Here is a 22497-nt window from a genome sequence, read left to right on the forward strand (position 1 = left end):
CGCGCTGGTTGCCCAACGCTCATCCAAGCCGCTATCTGTCAGGCATTGATTCTAACATTGCGAGGACCGGACATGAAATCACTCGAACTGATTGTCGAGCGCATCATCCTTTCGAGCCGTTGGATACTCGTCGCCTTCTATCTCGGTCTCGCTCTTGCGCTCGCCGTGTACGCCGTGTCCTTCGGTTACAAATTCCTTAAGGTGGCCGGCGGCGTGTTTGTCCTCAACGAGGGGGAAATGATCCTGGCCATGCTCGGCCTGATTGACGCAGCCCTGGTCGCGAGCCTCATCGTTATGGTGATGATCTCCGGGTACGAGAACTTCGTCAGCCGCTTTGACGAGAGCGAAGAGGACGTCTCGTTCATTGGCAAGCTCGACGCCGGCAGCCTCAAGGTCAAGGTGGCCTCGTCGATTGTGGCAATTTCATCGATTCACCTCCTCCAGGTCTTCCTGAATGCCGAGCAATACACCGACAGCAAAATCATGTGGCTGACGGCAATGCATCTTGCGTTCGTCGTCTCCGCGGTGATGCTCGGTTTCCTCGAGCAGCTGACAAAAAAGGCCAAGGGTGAAGGACAAGGTCTGATCGCCAAGTGATTCGAAGACGCTTTGCGCTATTCTCCGGCGAACCCGTGTGCTTTCCTGCGGCGTAGAAGAGGAACTCGATTGTGCCTGAAGTTGCGTTTTTGGAAAACCAAAACGCAACCATGGGACGATCCGCTGTGGTTAAAGTAATACATTTGAAATTAATCGCTGCGCGCCTCCCCGTTTCGCACTAGCAAATATATCAGTTTGCATATTCTATGGCGCTGATATGAAGGTCAGCAGGGACGCATCGATGTCTTACATGACTACCTTGGAAAGACAGTTGTCCCTGGCCACAGAGATTTCAGCTGTCAATACCAGGGCCGAATTCGCGCAAGTTCTTGTAAAGGTAGCCCGCGCCTACGGCTTCCGGCATATCACGCTGTTGCTCGCGCCCGCTCCTGAAAGCGTCCTCCTCAAGGCTCTGGTCATCGAAACGACGCTTCCGTCCGCATACTTCAGTCAGTTCGACCGCGCCCGCATCATGCGTTTTCCAATGCTGGCAATGGGCATGAGCGAGTCGGCCCTGCCGCGCTCATGGAGCCTTCTGGACAGTTCCTCCGCCGAAATTTTCCCCAATGAGTTGAGCAAACTTCTGCATCACTTCGGCATACCGACAGGCGTTGCGGTGCCCGCCTACACTCGCGACGGCGAGCGCATCCTGTTTTGGCTGGCCGGCGACCGCCCACTGCTCGCGCAGACCGAGCTCAACGAACTCACCATTGCGATCCTCCATCTGCTCGACGCGTATCATCGCACGCAGCATTCGAAGCTTCCGGAACACACGCCCCTTTCCGCTCGCGAACGCGAGGTCGTCCGGTGGACGGCGCAGGGAAAAACGTCGATCGAGATCGGCCAGATCCTCTCGCTATCCGACCACACAGTGAATGCCTACATGACGAGCGCCATCAAGAAGCTCGACTGTGTGAACCGGACGCAGCTTGTCGCCAAGGCGATCCGTATGAAGCTGATCAACTAAGCAAGCGCTCAGCGATCGAGCACGGAGCGGACCTCGACGAGGTTCGACCGGACGCGGAGAATATAGAAGCCCATCGTTGCCAGATGGCTCGGCATAAGCCAGCCGTCTTCCCGGCCGTTAGAAATGATTGCCGGCTGGATCTTCAGTGCCGCCTGGAACTGTCTCATTGTTGCGCCAAAGATGGCGCCCAGATTGCGCTCCGCGATAACTTGAGAAAAGTCTGACTGTGCAGCCGCCAGGATGGCGTAATAAGCGTAAAGCTGACCATAGGCGAACCAGAAGCGATCGTCTGCACGTGTATCGAACCAGCCCCGATGATGGTTCTGCGAGCGGTCCGCGAGCACGTCGGAGGTACTGCCGAGATCGTTGGCGATGCGGTCGATGAACTGGATCAGGTTATCCGCCCGCCCATCGAAGATGGCGTTGCAGGCGGCGAGGTCGGTATTGAACTTGCGCAGGCTGTCGAGCGCCGAGCGATAATAGCTCGGCGTCGGTGTCTTCGGTCCGAACGGATCAAGGCCGAAGTACCAGCTGTACTCGTCGAATTGCAGGTTGCCGCGCGCCTTCTGCAGATCGTTATTGATCCCTGACGTCCCGCGCACGCGCCCGAGCGTATCGACGAGTTCGACCGAGGTGCGGCGAACCGCCTGGTTTACGCCCCGCTGGAACGACGCCTTGTTGTCGAGAAACGGCGTGTGATCCCAGTCGATGCCGAAGAAGCCGAGACGGTAGAGAAGCATGGAGGAGATCCACGCATTCTGGTTGACGTTGAAATCGGTCAGGTCGGCGGCGACATCGACGATCGCCGACCGCTGGCAAGTCTTGGCTGCCGCTCCGTCTGTTGACGGCAGCTCCTGGCCGGCAGGAACCTTGCGCTCGGAAAGTCTGTACTCATTCACGAAGGAGGGATTGAAGTTAGACCAGACCTGCGTCTGCCAAATGAAATAGCAATAGAGGACAGCAAGAAGCGCGATCAGACCAAGGATCGGCAAGCGGATCATCCAAGTCCGCTGAACGTACCAGCCGCGAGCAGCGATGAATGGCCAGAAAGCCCAGGCAAAGAAAACCCGCGCCCAGCGTCCGATTGTTCGGCCGATCAGCCTGAAAAAACCGGCGATCCGGTCGAGCATCGTCTTCTCCTTGATAAGCTTGGTCTGCGCACTGACATATGCGCTCGCTCCAGGAAGAACAATATCGTGCTGATATTATTGTTTCTTCGGCCAGAAGCCAGGACGCAGAAAACGGAAGCGCAGTCGCCTGGAGATTTCCGTCGTATCGATGATCGGCACTGCGAAGCCCTTCTCCGGCTCCTGCCGGAAAGCTTCGAACTTGCTCGCGAAGACGGCGTCGGCGGCCCGCTTGCGCTGCTCCAATTCCTGTGGCGCCAGCATGTTGCGCTCAAACAATTCAATCGGACCGGCGATGGCGGGAAAGAGCTCCGCTGAAATCTGAACCTTCGATCCCGGGATGTCGGTGTCGACTTGCGCCTGATAGATCAGCAGCCGCTCTTCGGTGTCTATCAACATCTTGCGCCTGAGGGCGTTGCACTGGCCCACCTGGCTATTCAGCGCATCGACGAAAACCTGGAAGAGATTGATGAAGCGTTCGCGGCGCTGGCTCTCCTCGCGCATTCCGTGTTCCTCATCGGCAACGCGGTCGGCCTCCGCTTTCAGCGAGCGCCGCTCCTGTTCCATAAGCTCCCATTCGGCTCTGCTTCCGTATAGGCCGATCCTGCCCTGCGTCGTCAGTGCCTTGGCGTTCAATTCCCGGATGCGAAGGCGGGCGATGTCGATCTTTTCGACAAGCCGACGGCGCTGCTCGACGATGCCGATCAGCCCATGCTCACCCAGCTTGTGAAAGTCGATCGCAATCGTGCGGTAGATCGCGATGACACCTGCCGTGGCTTCGGACTTCACCAGCAGGTCGCGCAGCCGCTCCACGACAGGGGCTGCGCGCACGCGCGCGCTGTGGCGACGCCACATCCGCTGGCGCGAAAAACGACCGATAAATTTTTCGCCGGCGGTCAGGCCACGGAAACCATCGAGATCCGCCGAAATCTTGACCGTCAGCGTGTCGAGGACGAAGACGAGCTCCGCAAGGAGATTGGTCAAGCTCGCGCCGTTTGCGACAAACGCCTGGAAGCGGCCATTCTCGACCAGAAAGCGTTCGTCATCGACGGCAGCCGCCTGTCGTGCGAACTCGTTGATGAATTCGACGCAGACCTTGGCTTCAAGACGCAATTGCTCCACGAGTGCTCGCGCGGCTTCGAGCTGGGTATCGAAGGAGAAGGGCTTGCGCACCGGGCGGCTCCATGAATCGGTTATCGCGAACCTAGCGCATAAGCTGCCAAACCGGAATCACTTTGAGGACCGGTCACACCGCCGTGGCGAGCCATTCCCCGTTCACTGCATCATCCCAGTGACGCCGGCAGAGCGAGACGTATTTTTCGTTGCCGCCGACATCGATCTGTGCGCCTTCGCGCAGCACCTTTCCATTTGCGTCGAGACGCACCACCATCGTCGCCTTGCGTCCGCAATGGCAGATGGTCCGCACCTCACGCATCTCGTCGGCAATCGCCAGAAGCTCCTGGGATGCCGGGAAGAGTTGGCCCTGGAAATCAGTCCTCAGGCCATAAACCATGACGGGTATGTTCATGCGATCGACGACCCGGGCGAGTTGCCAGACCTGCTCGCGCGTCATGAAGTGAGCTTCATCGACAAAGACGCAGGCGATCGGCTCTCCCTCCTTGCCGAGTTCGCCGATCAAGGCCTGGAGGTCAGCTTCCGGTTCGAAGGCGACGGCGCTTGCCTGCAGGCCGATCCGAGACCCGATAATCCCCTTTCCAGCGCGCTCGTCGAAGGCCGCAATCAGCAGAACGACACGCATGCCGCGCTCCTCGTAGTTGTAGGCGGCTTGCAGCAGCATCGTCGACTTGCCGGCGTTCATGGTCGAGTAGTTGAAATAGAGTTTTGCCATCGTTTTCTCCGTCTTTCGCTTCTTGGAAGCTCGAAACCTCGAAGAAAAGTCCCTCATTCTGATAGTCACAGGAAATTCAGGACCAAAAATCGCCAAAAACCTTTGAAATCTCAGCGCTGGCGGAAAAATGACCCACGTCGCAATCGAGTACTGCAATGCGGCGCAAACGCGCTGAGGTCGCTTGTAAAACTCGGCTATTGGTGCTTGGCTTGGGAACGTAAGACTGGGAGTCTATAAATGAAAACGACAAGCGCATTCAGACTGATCACCGCCACCGCAGTTGCCGCTCTCTCTGTCGCAACCGCTGCATTCGCCGCAGATCCGGACAGTTGTTCCACCGTTCATTTTTCGGACGTCGGCTGGACTGACATCACGTCCACAACGGCGACTGCAGCAGTCGTGCTGAAGGGACTAGGCTATACCCCTGACGTCAAAGTTCTTTCCGTGCCGGTAACCTACCAATCGCTAAAGAACAAGGACATCGACATCTTCCTCGGCAACTGGATGCCGACACAGGAAAAAGACGTTCGCCCCTTCCTTGATGATAAATCGGTCGAATCCTTCGGACCGAATCTCGTCGGCGCAAAATACACATTGGCGACCAACGCCAAGGGCGCTGAGCTCGGCATCAAGGATTTCAAGGATATTGCAGCTCACAGGGATGACCTTGACGGCAAGATCTACGGCATCGAGCCCGGAAACGACGGTAACCGCCTCGTCATGGATCTGATCGAAAAGAACACCTTCGGCCTCAAGGGCATGGAAGTGGTCGAGTCTTCCGAACAGGGCATGCTGGCGCAGGTGGCTCGCTCCGAGAAGGAAGGCAAGCCCGTTGTCTTCCTCGGCTGGGAGCCGCATCCGATGAACGACAACTTCAAGCTGACCTATCTGACCGGTGGTGACGATGTCTTCGGGCCGGACTTCGGCGGCGCGAAGGTTTTCACCAACGTGCGCGCGGGCTATCTCAATGAGTGCCCGAACGTCGGTGCATTGCTCAAGAACATGGTTTTCTCGCTCGAGATGGAAAACCAGATCATGGGCAAGATCCTGAACGACGGCGATGAGCCGGAAAAGGCAGCGACAGAGTGGCTGAAGGCCAATCCTTCCGCGCTTGACCCGTGGCTTGCCGGCGTCAAGGCGCGCGATGACAGCGGCGATGGCCTCGCGGTCGTCAAGAAGAGCCTCGGCCTCTGATAACGACGAGCGGGGCGGCTCGCGCCGCCCCATCTCGCTATCGTCGCGAAATGTTGTTGTTCCCAATGGATAGGCGCTCCCTTGACCTGGCTCACCGACACTAAAATTCCCATCGGCTCCTGGGCGAAAGCCTTCGTGGACTGGCTGACCTCCAACGCCGATTGGTTTTTCAATCAGCTCGCCTTCATTCTGTCCCACGTCATCGACGGGCTGCTTTTCATTCTGCAGAAACCTCACCCACTAATCGTCATCCTCGGGATCGGGGCGATTGCCTACTGGCTCCGTCGCTCGATCGTCGTGGCCGTCTTCACCTGTCTTGGCCTCCTCTTCATCGTGAACCAGGGGTACTGGAAGGAGACGACGGAGACGCTGGCGCTGGTACTCGCCTCAACCTTTGTCAGCATGATCGTCGGCATTCCTCTTGGCATCGCCGCCGCGCGCCGCGCCTGGGTCTATTCCGCCCTGCGCCCGATCCTCGACTTGATGCAGACCATTCCGACATTCGTCTATCTCATTCCTGCACTTATCCTTTTCGGACTCGGCATGGTGCCGGGCTTGATCGCAACCGTGATCTTCGCAATCCCCGCCCCCATCCGCCTCACGCGCCTCGGTATCATCTCGACCCCTTCCTCCCTGGTGGAAGCGGCAGAATCTTTCGGCGCTACGCCGATGCAGGTGCTGCGCAAGGTCGAGCTGCCCTTTGCCATGCCACAGATCATGGCAGGCCTGACGCAGACGATCATGCTATCGTTGTCGATGGTGGTCATCGCCGCGCTTGTCGGCGCCGACGGCCTCGGCGTGCCGGTGGTTCGTGCACTCAATACGGTCAACGTCGCCAAGGGCTTCGAAGCGGGTCTCTGCATCGTCATCCTGGCCATCATTCTCGACCGAATGTTCCGCACTGCGGGTGAAGGAGAAGGCGTATGACTGCGGTCCGTTTCGACAACGTCAGCATCGTCTTCGGCGACAAGCCGGAAAACGCCCTGGTTTTGGCCGATCAGGGCAAGAACCGCGACGAGATCGGTGCTGCGACTGGTCTTGTTCTCGGCGTGGCGGATGCCTCGCTCTCCGTGCAGGAAGGCGAGATCCTCGTCCTCATGGGACTTTCTGGGTCCGGCAAGTCCACCCTCCTGCGGGCCGTAAACGGGCTGGCGCCCGTCGTGCGCGGCGAGGTTTCGGTCGCAACGCCAAACGGCCCCTGCAATCCCTACAAGACCACCGCCAAGGGCCTGCGCGACCTGCGCATGCACACCGTTTCCATGGTGTTTCAGCAGTTTGCCTTGCTGCCGTGGCGAACGGTCGCGGAAAATGTCGGCTTCGGCCTTGAGCTTGCGGGCATGCCCGAGGCCGAGCGCAAGAAGCGCGTGGGCGAACAGCTCGAACTGGTCAACCTGACCAAATGGGCGGACCGCAAGGTCAATGAATTGTCCGGCGGCATGCAGCAACGCGTTGGCCTCGCTCGTGCCTTCGCGACCGGTGCGCCGATCCTGCTGATGGACGAGCCGTTCTCGGCGCTCGATCCGCTTATCCGCACGCGCCTGCAGGACGAGCTTCTCGAGTTCCAGCGGCGGCTGAAGAAGACGATCCTCTTCGTCAGCCACGACCTGGATGAGGCCTTCCGCATCGGCAACCGCATCGCCATCATGGAGGGCGGGCGCATCATCCAATGCGGCACGCCGCAGGAGATCGTCAAAAACCCCGCCGACCGGTACGTCGCCGATTTCGTCCAGCACATGAATCCGATCACCATGCTGACGGCCCAGGACGTAATGCAGCCAGGCCTCGGCCACGCCGCCGCTGGCGCAAGCGTCAGCGGCACCGCGCGCGCCGAGACGCCATTGATCGACATTCTCGATGCACTGTCGCGCCAGCCCGGCAGTATCGGGGTGGTGGAAAACGGCGCGATCATCGGTACCATTTCGGCCCAGGATATCGTTGAGGGTCTGACGCAGCATCGCCGCAAAGAAGAAGCTTGATCCGACCGTCCGCTTCGGTCAGAAAAGTGGACATGAAAGATCAAGCTTCCGTTCTCAGGGAAACGGACGGAGAAGCCCGCAAGCTCGCGCGCACGCTTCTCCGCTCCGCCCGTTATGCTGCAATCGCCGTCCTCGATCCCGAGACCGGCTTCCCATTTGCCAGCCGGGTACTTCTCGGCACCGACATCGATGGCGTTCCCGTCATTCTCGTGTCGGGCCTGTCGACGCATACCCGCGCGCTCGACGCCGATCGCCGTGCGTCGCTTCTGACGGGCGAGCCCGGCAAGGGCGATCCGCTGGCCTATCCGCGCTTGACGACCCAATGCCTTGCCGAACCGGTCGAGCGCGACAGCGTCATCCATGCCCGGATTCGCAGCCGCTTCCTCAACCGGCATGCCAAGGCAAAGCTCTATATCGATTTCCCGGATTTCCGCTTCTTCCGGCTGGTTCCGCAATCCGCGAGCCTGAATGGTGGGTTTGGTCGCGCCTATCTTCTTGATGGAGACGACCTGACGATTCGATCCCCCGGCAACGAGAACGTGGCGGCGCAGGCCGATGCGATAGTGCAAGAATTACTAGGTACAAGCCCCGATCTCGCCGCCATGACCGCAGCGAGCTTGAAGGCCGGCAACGGCGGCGATTGGCGCATTTGTGGAGTGGACTGCGCCGGTTTCGATCTGATTTCGGGTGATTTGCTTCTGCGTTGCGAATTCGTTGCCGTCGCAGAGGACATCGAGGACGTTTATTTCCATATATCTAACATAAAATCCGCAATACCTGAAATTTAGCTATATACAATCTTGACGCCGTATTGATAGTTTTCGCCGTCCGGCATTGAGCGGGAACATGCGTTTTTGAAATTAGTTTCACATCGGGAAGAAGATATGGACACAATCGATTTAACCGCCAATGCGAATATTGCCGCTGCGCTCTTGTCCGCAATGGCAAACCCGAAAAGGCTTCTCATTCTCTGCAACCTCGTGAAGGGCGAAATCCCGGTCGGTGCGCTGGCGCAGGAGGTTGGCTTGAGCCAGTCCGCGCTGTCGCAGCACTTGTCAAAGCTGCGCGCCCAAAAACTGGTGAAGACGCGCCGCGACGCCCAGACGATCTACTACTCCAGCAACTCCGAGCCGGTCCTCAGGATCCTCGAAGCCCTCACCGACATCTACTCTGTTCAAAGCCAGGCAAAGTCCGCGGCGTAAGGACAAGCTGACATAATGTCAGCCGATAAGCCCCACTGCCGTGAAATGCATCCGGAATAGTGTGGCAACCTCATTTCAGCACGTTTACATACTTTTAGACCGGCAGCGATGCCGGTCTATTTTTTGCGCGTATCTCCGATGCAGCGGCCTGACGGCAATGTCAGCGGCTTGACGCCCGAAGAACCGCTGATAATTTGACCAGGCAGTAAAAAAACCGCATCAGCCAATACCGGGAACGGCCTCCGAAACGGCCATGGAGAACAGCATGTCCAATCGCCTCAATACCACGCCAAACGACCTTCGGGCCTTTTGGATGCCCTTCACTGCGAACCGCCAGTTCAAGAAGGAGCCGCGTCTTTTCGTCAGCGCCAAGGACATGTACTACCAGACCCATGACGGCCGTCAGGTGCTCGACGGCACCGCCGGCCTCTGGTGCGTGAATGCTGGCCACTGCCGGCCGAAGATCACCGAAGCGATCCGCGAACAGGCTGGTGAGCTCGACTACGCGCCGGCCTTCCAGCTCGGCCACCCCAAGGCGTTCGAACTCGCGAACCGCCTCGTCGACATCGCGCCCGAAGGCATGGACCACGTTCTCTACACCAATTCGGGGTCTGAATCGGTCGAGACGGCGCTGAAGGTCGCCCTCGCCTACCATCGTGTGAAGGGGAACGGCTCGCGCTTCCGTCTGATCGGCCGCGAACGCGGCTATCATGGGGTCAACTTCGGTGGCATCTCCGTCGGCGGCATCGTTTCCAACCGCAAGATGTTCGGCACGCTGCTGACGGGCGTCGACCACATGCCCCACACGCATCAGCCGGGCAAGAACGCCTTCACCCGCGGCCAGCCCGAGCATGGCGGCGACTTGGCGACCGAGCTCGAGCGCATCGTCACGCTACACGACGCTTCGACGATTGCCGCCGTCATCGTCGAGCCGATTGCCGGTTCGACCGGCGTGCTGATCCCGCCGAAGGGCTACCTGCAGAAGCTCCGCGAAATTTGCACCAAGCACGGCATCCTGTTGATCTTTGACGAAGTCATCACCGGCTTTGGCCGCCTCGGCGCGCCGTTCGCTGCCCAGTACTACGACGTCAAGCCGGACATGATCACCACCGCAAAGGGCCTGACCAACGGTGTGATTCCTATGGGCGCGGTCTTCGTGACTGCAGAGATCCATGACGCGTTCATGAGCGGCCCCGAGCACATGATCGAGTTCATGCACGGTTACACCTACTCCGGCAACCCTATCGCCTGCGCCGCAGCACTCGGCACGCTCGACACATACAAGGAAGAAGGCCTCCTGACCCGCGCCGCCGAGCTCTCGGATTACTGGGCCGACGGGCTGCACTCCCTGAAGGACTGCCCGAATGTCATCGACATCAGAAACACCGGTCTGATCGGCGCGATCGAGCTCGATCCGATCGCCGGCGAGCCGACCAAGCGCGCCTTTACCGCCTTCCTGAAGGCCTATGAGAAGGGCCTGTTGATCCGCACTACCGGCGACATCATCGCGCTCTCGCCGCCGCTCATCATCGAAAAGCACCACATCGACGAGCTCTTCGGAAAACTGCGCGAAATTTTGCAAAATAACATCTAAACGACGCGTTTTCGGGGCCCGCTTTTGTCAAATCAGGCAAAAGCGGGCCCTATTTCTTTATCTTCTTGCGAAATCGACGGTAAATTCCTAAGAAACTTGCAAAGCGTCCGTCGAAGCCAAATATGGAGGGCGGGTGTTTCGGCGCGCGGCTGCTCATCGTCTTTTGGCGCATCCCCCTGCAAGGGCTGTTGACGATCTGGGCTCGCCGCCGCGGCACTTAAATCGCGGGTTTTGATACCCACCCAAGGAGAAAGAAAATGAGTCTGAAGACTTTGTCGGCGGCCCTCGTCGCCTCGCTTGCCTTTGCGCCGCTCGCCCATGCTGACGTCACCATCGGCCTCATCGCGCCGCTGACTGGCCCCGTTGCCGCCTATGGCGATCAGGTGAAGAATGGCGCGCAGGCTGCTGTTGACGAGATCAACAAAAAGGGCGGCATCCTCGGCGAGAAAGTCATCCTCAAATATGCCGACGATGCCGGCGAACCCAAGCAGGGCGTTTCCGCTGCAAACCAGCTCGTCGGCGACGGTATCCGCTTCGTCGTCGGCCCGGTCACCTCGGGCGTCGCGATCCCGGCTTCCGACGTTCTTGCTGAGAACGGCGTGCTGATGGTCACCCCGACGGCAACCGCACCAGACCTCACTAAGCGTGGCCTCGCCAACGTCCTGCGCACCTGCGGTCGCGACGACCAGCAGGCCGAAGTCGCCGCCAACTACGTCCTGAAGAACTTCAAGGACAAGCGCGTTGCGATCATCAACGACAAGGGCGCCTACGGTAAGGGCCTGGCCGATTCATTCAAGGCCACACTGAATGCTGGCGGCATCAAGGAAGTGCTCGACGACTCCCTGACCCCTGGCGACAAGGATTTCAGCGCGCTGACCACCCGTCTGAAGGCCGAGAACGTCGATGTCGTCTATTTCGGCGGCTATCACCCGGAAGGCGGCCTGCTGGCCCGCCAGCTGCATGACCTGTCCGTCAAGGCCGTCATCATCGGCGGCGACGGCCTCTCGAACAGCGAGTTCTGGAACATCGGTACCGACGCAGCCGGCGGCACGATCTTCACCAATGCCATGGATGCGACCAAGAGCCCGGATTCGCAGGCAGCTGCCGATGCGCTGAAGGCCAAGGGCATCCCGGCCGAAGCCTTCACGCTCAACGCCTACGCCGCAGTCGAAGTCCTGAAGGCAGGTATCGAGAAGGCTGGCAGCGCTGAGGATTCCGAAGCAGTCGCCAAGGCGCTGAAGGGCGGCGAAGCGATCCCGACGGCAATCGGCAAGCTGACCTACGGCGAAACCGGCGACCTGACTTCGCAGAGTTTCGCGCTCTACAAGTGGGAAGCTGGCAAGATCGTTCCGGCCGAATAAGCCTTCGATCTCCCGATTTCGATCGCCGGGCGTCCCTCTGGGGCGCCCGGTTTTCGTTTGTGGACCGGCCGACAAAGCCGATCTCGCTTTGTCAGACACATGGGCTATAACTGGTGAAACGCCAGCACGAGGATGCCATGACCGCCAATCTCGAACGCCTTATCGACCAAGGGACGGGCCGCCTGCCCGCCGACATCGTTCTGAAAGGCGGACGCTTCTTCGACCTCGTGACCGGCGAACTGGTGGCATCCGATGTCGCGATCGCACAGGATCGTATCGTCGGCACCTGCGGCAGCTACGACGGCGAAACCGAGATCGATATCTCTGGTAAGATCGTGGTGCCGGGCTTCATCGATACGCATCTCCACATCGAGTCGTCGCTGGTGACGCCGCACGAATTCGACCGCTGCGTCCTGCCCTATGGCGTAACGACAGTCATCTGCGACCCGCACGAGATTGCAAATGTTCTCGGCACCGAAGGCATTCAGTATTTCCTCGATTCGTCCCTCGAAACGATCATGGACATCCGTGTCCAACTCTCCTCCTGCGTGCCCGCCACGCATCTGGAAACATCGGGCGCAGATCTGCCGATCGAACGTCTCCTTCCATTTCGCCATCATCCGAAGGTCATCGGCCTCGCCGAGTTCATGAACTTCCCCGGTGTGATCCACAAGGATCCCATCTGCATGGCCAAGCTCGATGCCTTCCAGGGGCAGCATATCGACGGCCACGCTCCCCTGCTCTCGGGCAATGACCTGAATGGCTACCTCTCCGCCGGCATCCGCACCGAGCATGAATGCACCAGTGCTGCCGAAGCGCTAGAAAAGATGCGCAAGGGCATGCATATCCTCGTGCGCGAGGGTTCCGTGTCGAAGGATCTGGCGGCCCTGATGCCCATCATCACCGAGCGCCTGTCGCCGTACCTCGCCCTTTGCACCGATGACCGCAATCCCCTCGACATCGCCGAGCAAGGCCATCTCGACTACATGATCCGGACCGCGATCAAGAACGGCGTCGAGCCGCTGGCCATTTATCGCGCCGCGTCGATCTCGGCTGCCCGTGCCTTCGGCCTGAGGGACCGCGGTCTCGTAGCCCCCGGCTGGCGTGCAGACCTCGTGGTCATCGACAGCCTCGAAAACTGCCGCGCAGATCTCGTTTTTGCCGCTGGGCGCCAAGTGACCCCAGAGCTTTTCGCCACGCGCAAGCCCGTCGAACCGGTCGGCCTTGATAGCGTCAAGGCCCGGTCCGTCAACGCCGCGCACTTCGGCGTTCCCGTCGCCGACGGCGAAACCCCTGTGATCGGCGTCACGCCCGGCAAGATCATCACCGAACATCGCCGCTACCGGCTACCGGTGAAGGGCAACCAGACTGACGTCGATCTCGGCAATGACATCATCAAGGTCGCCGTCATCGAGCGGCACGGCAAGAACGGCAACCATGCCAATGGTTTCGTCCAGGGCTTCGGCCTGAAGAAAGGTGCGATCGCCTCGACCGTCGGGCATGACAGTCACAACATCTGCGTCGTCGGCGTCAGCGAGGATGACATGGCCCTCGCCGCCAATCGCCTCGGCGAAATCAACGGCGGCTTCGTTGTCGTCGAGGATGGCAAGGTCACCGGCGAGATCGCCCTGCCCATTGCCGGCCTGATGAGCCTCGAGCCCTACGAGACGGTGCGCGACACGCTCCACCATCTACGCAAGGCCGCCTACGCGCTCGGCACGACGCTTGAGGAACCCTTCCTGCAGGTGGCCTTCCTGCCGCTCCCGGTCATTCCGCACCTGAAGATCTCGGATCGCGGAATGGTGGACGTCGACAAGTTCGCCTTCATCGGGTGAGCGTCTAGCCAGCCACCCGTGCGCAGAGTGCATCGAGTGCGGCCAGCTTGATTGGACCGGTTCCGGCTGCCGCCGCGAAGCCCGGTATCGCCAGCCGTTCTCCGATCACCATTCCGGCCGGCGGGATGAACTGCGCGGGCTTGCGCGTCAGGTTGAAGACGAAGAGCAGCTTCTCGCTTCCCTTGCTGCGCGTGAAGGCGAGAAGGTCCTGATTGGTGCCGATGAATTCCATAGTGCCGTTGAGCAAAGCCGGGTGGCTTTTCCGGAAATTGAGCGTCTGCCGGTAGTGGTGCAACACGGAATTCGGATCGCTCTCCTGCGTATCGACGGAAAGCGCCGCCTGCTCATAAGGCACCGGCAACCATGACTTCTCGGCGCTCGTAAAGCCGGCATGCGCCTTGGCAGCCTCCCAGGGCATCGGAGTGCGGCATCCGTCACGTCCCTTGAACGCCGGCCAGAAGCGGATGCCATAGGGATCACGCAGATCCTCGAAGGCGAGCTCGGCCTCGGGAAGCCCAAGTTCTTCTCCTTGGTAGAGGCAGATCGAGCCGCGCAGCGTCGCCAGCACAGACATGGCGAGCTTGGCGATCACGGGCCGCTCTGCTGCCGTCTTGGCAAAGCGGCTCAGATGACGGTTGACGTCGTGGTTCGAGAACGCCCAGCATACCCACCCATCGGCAACCGATTTCTGGAAGGCATCGACGCAGTTTCGAATATGCGTCGCGGTAAAGTCCGGTCCGAGCAGGTCGAAGGTGTAGCACATGTTCAGCTTGTCGCCGCCGCCCGTATAGGCGGCGACGGTCTTCAGCGAGCGGGCACCGTCGCCGACCTCGCCGACCGTCGCGCGCGCCTCGTAGCGATCAAGCAGCGCCCGGAACCGCCGGAGGAAGCCGACATTCTCCGGCTGCGTCTTGTCGTAGAGGTGGTTCTGCATGCCGTACGGGTTGGTATCCGGCGCATCGAGACCGGTATCGCTCTCATCGGGCGCATGCGGAGGGTTGTCGCGAAGCAGCCTGTCGCAGAAGTAATAATTGACAGTGTCGAGGCGGAAGCCGTCGACGCCGCGGTCGAGCCAGAACTTCACGGTGGCAAGCACGGCATCCTGAACCTCCGGACTGTGGAAGTTGAGATCCGGCTGCGAGGTCAGGAAGTTATGCTGGTAATACTGCCGGCGCACGCCGTCCCATTCCCATCCTGGTCCACCGAAGATCGAGAGCCAGTTGTTGGGGGCCGTCCCATCCCGTTTCGGGTCCGCCCACACATACCAGTCCGCCTTGGGATTGGTCCGGCTCGAGCGGCTTTCGACAAACCAGGGATGAACATCGGAGGTATGGGAAATGACCTGATCGATGATGATCTTGAGGCCGAGCCCATGGGCGGCCGCCATCATTTCATCGAAATCATCAAGCGTGCCAAAGATCGGGTCGACATCGCAATAATCCGAAACATCGTAACCCATGTCGGCCATGGGTGACTTGAAGAACGGCGACAGCCAGATCGCATCTACGCCAAGGTTGGCGATATAGGGCAATCTCCGGGTAATGCCCTTCAGGTCTCCGAGACCATCTCCGTTGGTATCCTGAAAGGATCGCGGATAGACCTGATAAATGACAGCACCCCGCCACCAGTCCGCCGTCTTGCCTGCAACCGACATCAGCCAATCATCTCCCGCATCACGCAATCATGCCAAGACTAAAGCGGGCGCGCCAAAAAACAACCTTCAGCCGGGATCCGTCGCACATCCAAGTTTCTGCATTCTGCGCTTTATCTTGTCGCGGCGCTTGATGTCCTTGCTCGGTAGCTTGCCGCCCACGGAGTTGCGCTCCTGCATGGCGAGTGTCTGGCAATCCATCTTTCGGCCCTTGCCTCCGCCGCGTGCGAAAGCGGGAATAGCTGAGAGGGATAGTCCCGCGACAAGTGAAATGGCGATCAGAGAAACTGGGATCTTCTGCATGAACATATCCCCATAGCTACGCGGGTCATTATGCGCCCCGTCCACACGGTCAACAAATCCGGCCTAATGCCGCAGACACATGCCGCTCGCGGCTTGTCAGGAAGGTGCTCTGCGCGTATCAGCGAAACGGGAAAATTCAGGGAGGCTTTCTGTGAGCGGGCGTTTTTTATCGATCGGTGAATGCATGGTGGAGCTTTCGCAGGCAGGCGCCGGATTGCTACGCAAGGGCTTTGCCGGCGATACGCTGAACACCGCCTGGTATGCCCGCGCCTGCCTGCCGGCAGATTGGTCGGTGGAGTATTTTACCGCGCTCGGCGACGAAGCCATGTCCGATGAGATGATCGCCTTCTACAAGCAGGCTGGCATCGGCACGGAATTTATCAGGCGCATCAAGGGTAAGGCGCCCGGTCTCTACATGATCAGCCTCAAGGACGGCGAGCGCTCCTTCAGCTACTGGCGCGACAACTCGGCCGCCCGCCAGCTGGCAGCCGATGCGGAGCTCCTGCGCGAGGCGATCGAGGCATGCGACGTCATCTATTTCTCCGGCATCACACTTGCGATCCTGTCTCGCAATGACGCCGATACGTTGCTCGCCGAAGTCCGTCGCGCCAAGGCCGCCGGCAAGATCGTGGCCTTCGACCCCAATATCCGCCCGCGGCTTTGGTCCGGCTATGACGTGATGCATGCGACGATCAGCGAAGGTGCGCGCGCCTCGTCCCTGGTGCTGCCGAGTTTTGACGACGAAGCAACGCACTTCGGCGACGTCTCGATCGCTGCGACGATCCAGCGGTATCGCACGCTTGGCGCGACCGATGTGGTCGTTAAGAACGGCGCTGAGGGAGCGACCCTGAGCTTCGACGGCGTCGAGAGCTTCGTCCCAGCCGAAAAGGTCGAACAGGTCGTCGACACGACCAGCGCCGGCGACAGTTTCAACGGCGCATTTCTCGCCCGCTATCTCGAAACGAAGGACGCCCCTGCTGCAGCGGCGTTTGCCGCGAAGGTCGCCGCACGCGTGGTTAGCGAACACGGCGCCCTCGTCGCATGGGAAAAACTCGGCATCGACAAGACCTGAGCAACATCGAACGATCGGCGCAGTGCGACTGTAATATTTCCATCATCGACGACCGCCAGAATGTGAGGCGCGGGAATCGAGTCTCCGGGTCAGCCGGGAATTGGGCCGGCGCCCCCGCGGGCGCGGCATGGATGGGATTGGGGCGTGCTGCAACATATGTCGGATGTTGGAGGCAACGAAGGCCGGTATGCATCTCGGCTGGGCATGGCGGAACGGCTCGTGATTGTCAGCGATGCCTGGCATCCGCAGGTCAACGGCGTCGTCCGTTCGATCGAGAACACCAATCGCGAACTGGCGAAGATGGGCATTGACGTGGCGATGGTGACGCCGCAGGGCTTTCACAGCGTGCCCTGCCCCACGTATCCCGAAATTCGTCTCTCGATAGCGAGCTACCGCCGCGTCGCGCGCGAGATCAAGAAACAAATGCCCTCCTACGTTCATATCGCGACGGAGGGCCCGTTGGGACTGACGGCGCGGCGCTGGTGCCTGAAGAATCGCATGCCTTTCTCCACCAGCTACCACACCCGCTTTCCGGAATACGTTTCGGCTCGCCTGCCCATACCGAAGAGCTGGCTTTACGCCTTCGTTCGCTGGTTTCACAACTCGGGCGCCGGTTGCATGGTCGCGACCCCAAGCCTCGCGCGCGAACTCTCCGAAAAGGGCATTCGAAACCTCATGCCGTGGAGCCGCGGCATTGATGCCGATCATTTCCGCCCCATGCCCCCGGAAGATGCGCCGTTCAGCCTTACCCGCCCGATCTTCATGACAGTCGGCCGCGTTGCCCTGGAAAAGAACCTGCCGGCCTTCCTCGATCTCGACCTGCCCGGATCGAAGGTCGTCGTCGGTGACGGGCCGGCCCGCACGGAACTCGAGAAACGCTATCCCGATGTGCATTTCACCGGCCTAAAAGTCGGCGAGGAGCTGGCAAAGGCCTATGCCCAGGCCGATGTCTTCGTCTTCCCGTCGCTGACGGATACGTTCGGCAATACGATCCTCGAGGCCCTCGCGTCAGGCGTTCCCGTGGCCGCCTACCCTGTCACCGGCCCGTTCGACATCATCGGAGACGACAACGAAGTCGGAGCACTCGACGACGACCTGAAAACGGCCTGCCTGACGGCATTGTCTGCTTCCCGCGAGAAAGCACGCGAACTCGCGCTTCAATATTCCTGGGAAGCGGCAACCACGCAGTTCATCAACAACATCCGCGCTGCCAACGGTGTCATTACGCCGAAATGGAAAAAGGCCTGGCAATTTGCCGCCAAGTCGCTGCCAAGAACGAAAAAGCCCGGCGAAGCCGCCGGGCCTGTCTCTTCGGGAACCTGAAGGCGTTACTTGCTGAGCGCCTCGCGCAGCGTCTGGCTGGCGACCGAGACCGCGCTGCGCACTGCCGGTGTCTCGGCAATGGCGTTCAGAAGCACGAAGTCATGGATCGTACCGTTGTAGCGGATGGAGGTTACCTTGACGCCGGCTTGCGTCAGCTTGCGGCCATAGGCCTCGCCTTCGTCGCGCAGCACGTCGTTCTCATCGGTAATAATCAATGCCGGCGGCAAGCCCTTCAGTTGGTCGAGCGATGCCTGGAGCGGCGAAGCGGTCGGCTCCTTGCGCTTGGCTTCGTCAGGCAGATAGGCGTTCCAAAACCACTTCATGGCCTCCTTGGTCAGCCAGGGACCATTGGCGAACTGGTTGTAGGAGCCGGTCTCGAAGTTGGCGTCGGTCACGGGATAGAACATGACCTGCTGATCGATTGCGGGACCGCCCCGCTCCTTGGCTAGAAGGGTCACTGCTGCCGTCATGTTGCCACCGACGCTATCGCCGGCCACTGCCAGGCGGCTCGCATCGACGTTGAATTCCTTCTGATGCTCAGCGACGTATTTCGTAGCGGCATAGGCCTGCTCGATCGCGATCGGATAGCGTGCCTCAGGCGAGCGCTCATAATCAACGAAGACGACGGCGGCCTTGGCGCCGTTGGCGATCTCGCGAACGAGCCGGTCATGCGTCTCGGCATCGCCGAGAACCCAGCCGCCACCGTGGAAATACATCACGACGGGCAACTTGCCCTTCGCGCCTTCCGGACGGACGACGCGCAGCTCGATGCTGCCGGTCGGACCAGCCTTGATCGTGAGGTTGTCTTCCTTGGCGGCGAGTTTCTTGACAGCGCCCTTCTGCGCTCCGGCAAGTACGTCGCGGGCGTCGGACGGAGACAGCGTGTAGATCGGCTTGGCGCCGGCCAGCGCGTCGATGAACTTCTGCGTCGTCGGTTCCAATACCGGATCGGCAGCGGCGCCGAATGTGGTGGCTGCCAGGATCGTGGCTGCGGAGAGTGCGGTCTTGATGGTCGACATTGTCCAGTCCTCTTGGTTGCGGTTCGTCGTGAACACGCAATTTGTTTATCGCACGATTGTTTATCGCACGATAAATATTCTGGCATAGCTCCTATGCAACAAACTTGGTTGCGATTATTTATTGCGCGATATAACTAGATCAATTTCGGAGAACACGACATGAGCGACGATCTCAACCTCGACGATTTTATGTGCTTCGCCCTCTACACCGCGAACCACGCGATGAACCGCGTCTACAAGCCGATGCTTGACGCACTGGATCTCACATACCCGCAATATCTGGTAATGGTCACTCTCTGGAAGGAAGACAGACAGACTGTCGGCGGCATCGGCGAGAAGCTGCATCTCGAGTCGAGCACCCTTACCCCCCTCCTCAAACGCCTGGAAGCGACCGGCTACATCAAGCGGCAGCGCGGCAAGGAGGACGAGCGTGTCGTCATTATTGGCCTGACTGAGGAAGGCCGCGAACTCAGGAAGCGTGCGGCATCCATTCCCGGCTGCATTCTGGATGCATCGGGCCGGGAATTTGCAGAACTGAAGCGGCTGGCGGCAGATGTCATCACACTACGCGATACGCTGTCGCGTTATGAGACGTAAGATTGCTCGCTTGATCAGCTCCGTCTTTTCTTCGATTCGTACGGATTTTCGGGCGAGCGGTAGTGAATGCGGATCGGCACGCTCGGCATGTCGAAATCGTTGCGCAAGCCATTGATCAGATAACGCGTATAGGATTCCGGCAACGCGTCCGAGCGCGTGCAGGAGATCATGAAGGCCGGCGGGCGAGCCTTCACCTGCGTCATATACTTGAGCTTGATACGGCGACCGGAGACTGCCGGTGGCGGATGCTGAACCTGCTGCTGCTCCAGCCAACGGTTGAGGCGAGCGGTCGAGATGCGCTTGTTCCAGACCTTGTCCGTATCGATGATCGACTGCATCAGCTTGTCGAGCCCGCGACCCGTCTGGCCGGAGATCGGTACGGCGCGGATTCCTCGCGCCTGCGGCAGCAGCCGGTCGGTCTTTTCGCGCAGGTCCCCGAGAACCGCCTGCGGCTCCTCGATCATGTCCCACTTGTTGAAGGCGAGCACGGCAGCCCGGCCCTCGCGCAGCACGAGATCGACGATGTGCAGATCCTGTTTCTCGAAGGGAATCGTCGCGTCAAAGACGATGACGACAAGTTCGGCGAAGCGGATGGCGCGGAGCGTATCTGCAACCGAAAGCTTTTCCAGCTTCTCGATCACCTTGGCCTTGCGGCGCATACCTGCCGTGTCGAACATCTTGATGGTGCGGCCGCGCCAGTCCCATTCAACCGAGATGGAGTCGCGTGTGATTCCGGCTTCCGGTCCGGTCAGCAACCGGTCCTCACCCAGGAAGCGGTTGATCAGGGTCGACTTGCCGGCATTCGGGCGGCCGACGATCGCCACACGCAGCGGCTTGGTGTCGTCGTATACGGCTTCTTCCTCTTCCTCGCCTTCCTCGCCGGACGACTGAGGGATATCGACGTCGGTGACGGCGACATCTTCCTTCGGCGGAAACGCCCGGTCTTCGCCAAGCGCGGCAACGATCGCATCCCTGAGATCGAGCATCCCCTGCCCGTGCTCCGCCGAGATCGGAGTCGGCTCGCCAAGGCCGAGCGAATAAGCGTCGTAAAACCCAGCGTCCGAGCCGCGAGCTTCCGACTTGTTGGCCACGAGCACGACCGGCTTGCCGCGGCGACGCAGCATTTCCGCGAGCGCCGTGTCGACAGGCGTCAGGCCCGTCTTGGCATCAACGACGAACAGAGAAAGGTCGGCTTCATCGATCGCCGCTTCGGTCTGGGCGCGCATGCGGCCCTGCAGGCTCTCTTCATGGGCCTCTTCAAGACCGGCGGTATCAACGATGGTGAAACGCAGGTCGACGAGCCGCGCCTCGCCGGGGCGACGATCGCGGGTGACACCCGGCGTGTCGTCGACAAGCGCCAGCTTCTTCCCAACCAGGCGGTTAAAAAGCGTCGACTTGCCAACATTCGGGCGACCGACGATGGCGACCGTGAAGCTCATTGATAGTCCTTACTTTCAGCCCTGTGCGGCGGGCGCCTTGCCGGATGCGGTGATGTTATCAAGCATCATCTGGGCGCGATTGGCAACATTGCGCGGGCTCTGCACGTCGTCGACGATCGCCTGGAACCACTGGCGTGCCTGCGGCATGTTGCCAGCCTTGTAGGCAGCAAGGCCGAGTGCTTCGCGGGCGGAGTGACGGAAGGCGTTGCCGGGAACAGCCATTTCCTCAACCTGGGCCGAGACCTGTTCGTAGGTGCCACCTTCGATCAGCAGCCAGCCGGCGCGCATTCTGGCGGCATCGCGCACAGCTGCCGGCGCGGCGTTATCCTTGCCGATCACCTCAAAGGCCGCCACAGCACCCGCCGTATCGCCCTTCTGGGCGAGAACGCTTGCGGCACGCATCCGCGCGAGGATCGGATAGGCTCCGTGGCCTTCCTTTTCGAGCGTCTCAAGCGCTGCCAGCGCCTCGTCGTGCTTGTTCTCGTCGGCGAGTTTCATGGCAGCGATAAACTTGTCACCCGCGCCGGAGGACTGGTTGTCGTCCCAATATTCATAGACCTTGTAGCCGACGGTGCCGAGAACGATCAGGACGGCGAGCGCGATCAGGTAGCGGCCGAACCGGCGCCATGCGCCTTTCACCTGGTCGGAACGCAGTTCCTCATTAACTTCACGAATGAAGCTGTCGTCGTTGAATGCCATTCTCGTCTCCGGCCGCGGATATGCTTCGGCATGCGGGTTGCACGCACATTGTGGGGCCTTCTACCCCATTTTTCAGCAGTTGTAAGGGGGATTGGAAAGATTCGTCACATAACGATCGGAGCCACGCCAATCAATAGCTCGTGTAGCTTGAACGTGATGAGCGCCCAGGCGATCGCGCCGATGATGACGGCATAGAGATCATACTTGCCCGAGACGAACGGACGAAGGGTGAGCTCGCCGGCGCGCTCACGACGCTTCAGCGCAATCCGCAGGATCACACCCCATGCCAGGAAAGCACAAAACAGCAGTACCGAAGAGGTCTCGCCATTGGCCAGCGGGTGCGAGAAGGCCCAGATCTTCACCGAAAGCACCATCGGATGCTTCGCCTTGACGGCGATATACCCCGCCGGCAGCAGCGAGGCGACCAGACAGATCATTGCGAGCAGCATCAGGGTCAGGGTGATGTGCGCCATCCAGACCGGCGGCGTGTAGAGCAAGCCGGTCACCTGACGGGCCTGACCAAAGCCGTAAATCAGCAGGATCAGCGCGAGAATGCTGACGATGGAATACGCCAGCTTCCAGCCGTTCTCGCCGAGACTATCGATCATGGACTGGCGAAAGCCGGGCGCGATGACGCGTATGAGATGAAGTCCGAGGAAAATGATGATGCCGACGATAAGCAATGTCATGGC

Annotated in this window: 22 protein-coding genes; 13 read left to right on the top strand and 9 right to left on the bottom strand. The window is 60.1% G+C overall.

What is annotated here, in order from left to right; all coding sequences use genetic code 11:
- Positions 1-72: 72 nt before the first annotated feature.
- Positions 73-597: a TIGR00645 family protein gene (locus AS026_RS14455; RefSeq protein ID WP_062370295.1), complete on the top strand. Its 525-nt coding sequence runs from the start codon at positions 73-75 to the stop codon at positions 595-597.
- Positions 598-838: 241 nt separating this feature from the next.
- A complete protein-coding gene (locus tag AS026_RS14460; RefSeq protein ID WP_062370399.1) occupies positions 839-1564 on the top strand; it encodes a helix-turn-helix transcriptional regulator in 726 nt (241 codons plus the stop codon).
- 8 nt (positions 1565-1572) lie between these two features.
- On the opposite strand, the gene AS026_RS14465 is transcribed toward AS026_RS14460, so the two are convergent.
- From AS026_RS14465 to AS026_RS14475, 3 genes are all read right to left on the bottom strand, one after another.
- Entirely contained in the window at positions 1573-2694 is a 1122-nt protein-coding gene (locus tag AS026_RS14465) for a DUF2333 family protein (protein WP_062370298.1), read from the bottom strand.
- 75 nt (positions 2695-2769) lie between these two features.
- A complete protein-coding gene (locus tag AS026_RS14470; protein ID WP_062370301.1) occupies positions 2770-3864 on the bottom strand; it encodes a hypothetical protein in 1095 nt (364 codons plus the stop codon).
- Positions 3865-3937: 73 nt separating this feature from the next.
- Positions 3938-4540 (bottom strand): thymidine kinase, encoded by a 603-nt coding sequence (locus AS026_RS14475; protein WP_025660421.1) that lies wholly within the window; start codon positions 4538-4540, stop codon positions 3938-3940.
- Positions 4541-4777: 237 nt separating this feature from the next.
- Between AS026_RS14475 and AS026_RS14480 the strand changes: the two genes are divergently transcribed.
- From AS026_RS14480 to ade, 8 genes are all read left to right on the top strand, one after another.
- A complete protein-coding gene (locus AS026_RS14480; protein WP_062370303.1) occupies positions 4778-5734 on the top strand; it encodes a choline ABC transporter substrate-binding protein in 957 nt (318 codons plus the stop codon).
- Positions 5735-5815: 81 nt separating this feature from the next.
- Complete coding sequence (gene choW / locus AS026_RS14485; RefSeq protein ID WP_018857568.1) at positions 5816-6661, top strand: choline ABC transporter permease subunit; 846 nt, start codon at positions 5816-5818, stop codon at positions 6659-6661.
- On the top strand, positions 6658-7710 hold the full coding sequence (gene choV, locus AS026_RS14490; protein ID WP_062370305.1) for a choline ABC transporter ATP-binding protein: 1053 nt from the start codon (positions 6658-6660) through the stop codon (positions 7708-7710). The genes choW and choV overlap by 4 nt, the downstream gene beginning before the upstream one ends.
- 32 nt (positions 7711-7742) lie before the next feature.
- Complete coding sequence (locus tag AS026_RS14495; RefSeq protein ID WP_062370307.1) at positions 7743-8498, top strand: HugZ family pyridoxamine 5'-phosphate oxidase; 756 nt, start codon at positions 7743-7745, stop codon at positions 8496-8498.
- Positions 8499-8594: 96 nt separating this feature from the next.
- A complete protein-coding gene (locus tag AS026_RS14500; protein ID WP_025660424.1) occupies positions 8595-8912 on the top strand; it encodes an ArsR/SmtB family transcription factor in 318 nt (105 codons plus the stop codon).
- A 265-nt stretch (positions 8913-9177) separates the two neighbouring features.
- Positions 9178-10506: an omega-aminotransferase AptA gene (gene aptA, locus AS026_RS14505; protein ID WP_018857564.1), complete on the top strand. Its 1329-nt coding sequence runs from the start codon at positions 9178-9180 to the stop codon at positions 10504-10506.
- 257 nt (positions 10507-10763) lie between these two features.
- Entirely contained in the window at positions 10764-11867 is a 1104-nt protein-coding gene (locus AS026_RS14510; RefSeq protein WP_018857563.1) for a branched-chain amino acid ABC transporter substrate-binding protein, read from the top strand.
- A 137-nt stretch (positions 11868-12004) separates the two neighbouring features.
- Positions 12005-13702: an adenine deaminase gene (gene ade / locus AS026_RS14515; protein WP_062370309.1), complete on the top strand. Its 1698-nt coding sequence runs from the start codon at positions 12005-12007 to the stop codon at positions 13700-13702.
- 4 nt (positions 13703-13706) lie between these two features.
- Here the strand turns inward: ade and bglA are convergent, their stop codons facing one another.
- Both bglA and AS026_RS14525 read right to left on the bottom strand, forming a co-directional pair.
- Positions 13707-15356, bottom strand: a complete 1650-nt coding sequence (gene bglA, locus AS026_RS14520; RefSeq protein WP_062370311.1) for a beta-galactosidase BglA — start codon at positions 15354-15356, stop codon at positions 13707-13709.
- 66 nt (positions 15357-15422) lie between these two features.
- Entirely contained in the window at positions 15423-15656 is a 234-nt protein-coding gene (locus tag AS026_RS14525; RefSeq protein WP_062370401.1) for a hypothetical protein, read from the bottom strand.
- A gap of 151 nt (positions 15657-15807) precedes the next feature.
- Between AS026_RS14525 and AS026_RS14530 the strand changes: the two genes are divergently transcribed.
- Entirely contained in the window at positions 15808-16728 is a 921-nt protein-coding gene (locus tag AS026_RS14530) for a sugar kinase (protein ID WP_018857559.1), read from the top strand.
- Between the two features lie 156 nt (positions 16729-16884).
- Positions 16885-18051, top strand: a complete 1167-nt coding sequence (locus AS026_RS14535; protein ID WP_082728538.1) for a glycosyltransferase family 4 protein — start codon at positions 16885-16887, stop codon at positions 18049-18051.
- A 5-nt stretch (positions 18052-18056) separates the two neighbouring features.
- On the opposite strand, the gene AS026_RS14540 is transcribed toward AS026_RS14535, so the two are convergent.
- Positions 18057-19070 (bottom strand): alpha/beta hydrolase, encoded by a 1014-nt coding sequence (locus AS026_RS14540; protein ID WP_062370315.1) that lies wholly within the window; start codon positions 19068-19070, stop codon positions 18057-18059.
- A gap of 159 nt (positions 19071-19229) precedes the next feature.
- Here AS026_RS14540 and AS026_RS14545 point away from each other — a divergent pair, with 159 nt between their 5' ends.
- A complete protein-coding gene (locus tag AS026_RS14545) occupies positions 19230-19667 on the top strand; it encodes a MarR family winged helix-turn-helix transcriptional regulator (RefSeq protein WP_062370317.1) in 438 nt (145 codons plus the stop codon).
- 14 nt (positions 19668-19681) lie between these two features.
- Here the strand turns inward: AS026_RS14545 and der are convergent, their stop codons facing one another.
- The 3 genes from der to AS026_RS14560 form a co-directional block, all read right to left on the bottom strand.
- Positions 19682-21106, bottom strand: a complete 1425-nt coding sequence (der, locus tag AS026_RS14550) for a ribosome biogenesis GTPase Der (RefSeq protein ID WP_062370319.1) — start codon at positions 21104-21106, stop codon at positions 19682-19684.
- A 15-nt stretch (positions 21107-21121) separates the two neighbouring features.
- The gene (locus tag AS026_RS14555; protein WP_062370321.1) at positions 21122-21805 is read right to left on the bottom strand and encodes a tetratricopeptide repeat protein; all 684 of its coding nucleotides are present in this window, start codon (positions 21803-21805) and stop codon (positions 21122-21124) included.
- A gap of 104 nt (positions 21806-21909) precedes the next feature.
- Positions 21910-22494, bottom strand: a complete 585-nt coding sequence (locus tag AS026_RS14560; RefSeq protein ID WP_062370324.1) for an NnrU family protein — start codon at positions 22492-22494, stop codon at positions 21910-21912.
- Positions 22495-22497: the final 3 nt, after the last annotated feature.

It is taken from the genome of Rhizobium altiplani (assembly GCF_001542405.1).
Lineage (GTDB): Bacteria > Pseudomonadota > Alphaproteobacteria > Rhizobiales > Rhizobiaceae > Rhizobium > Rhizobium altiplani.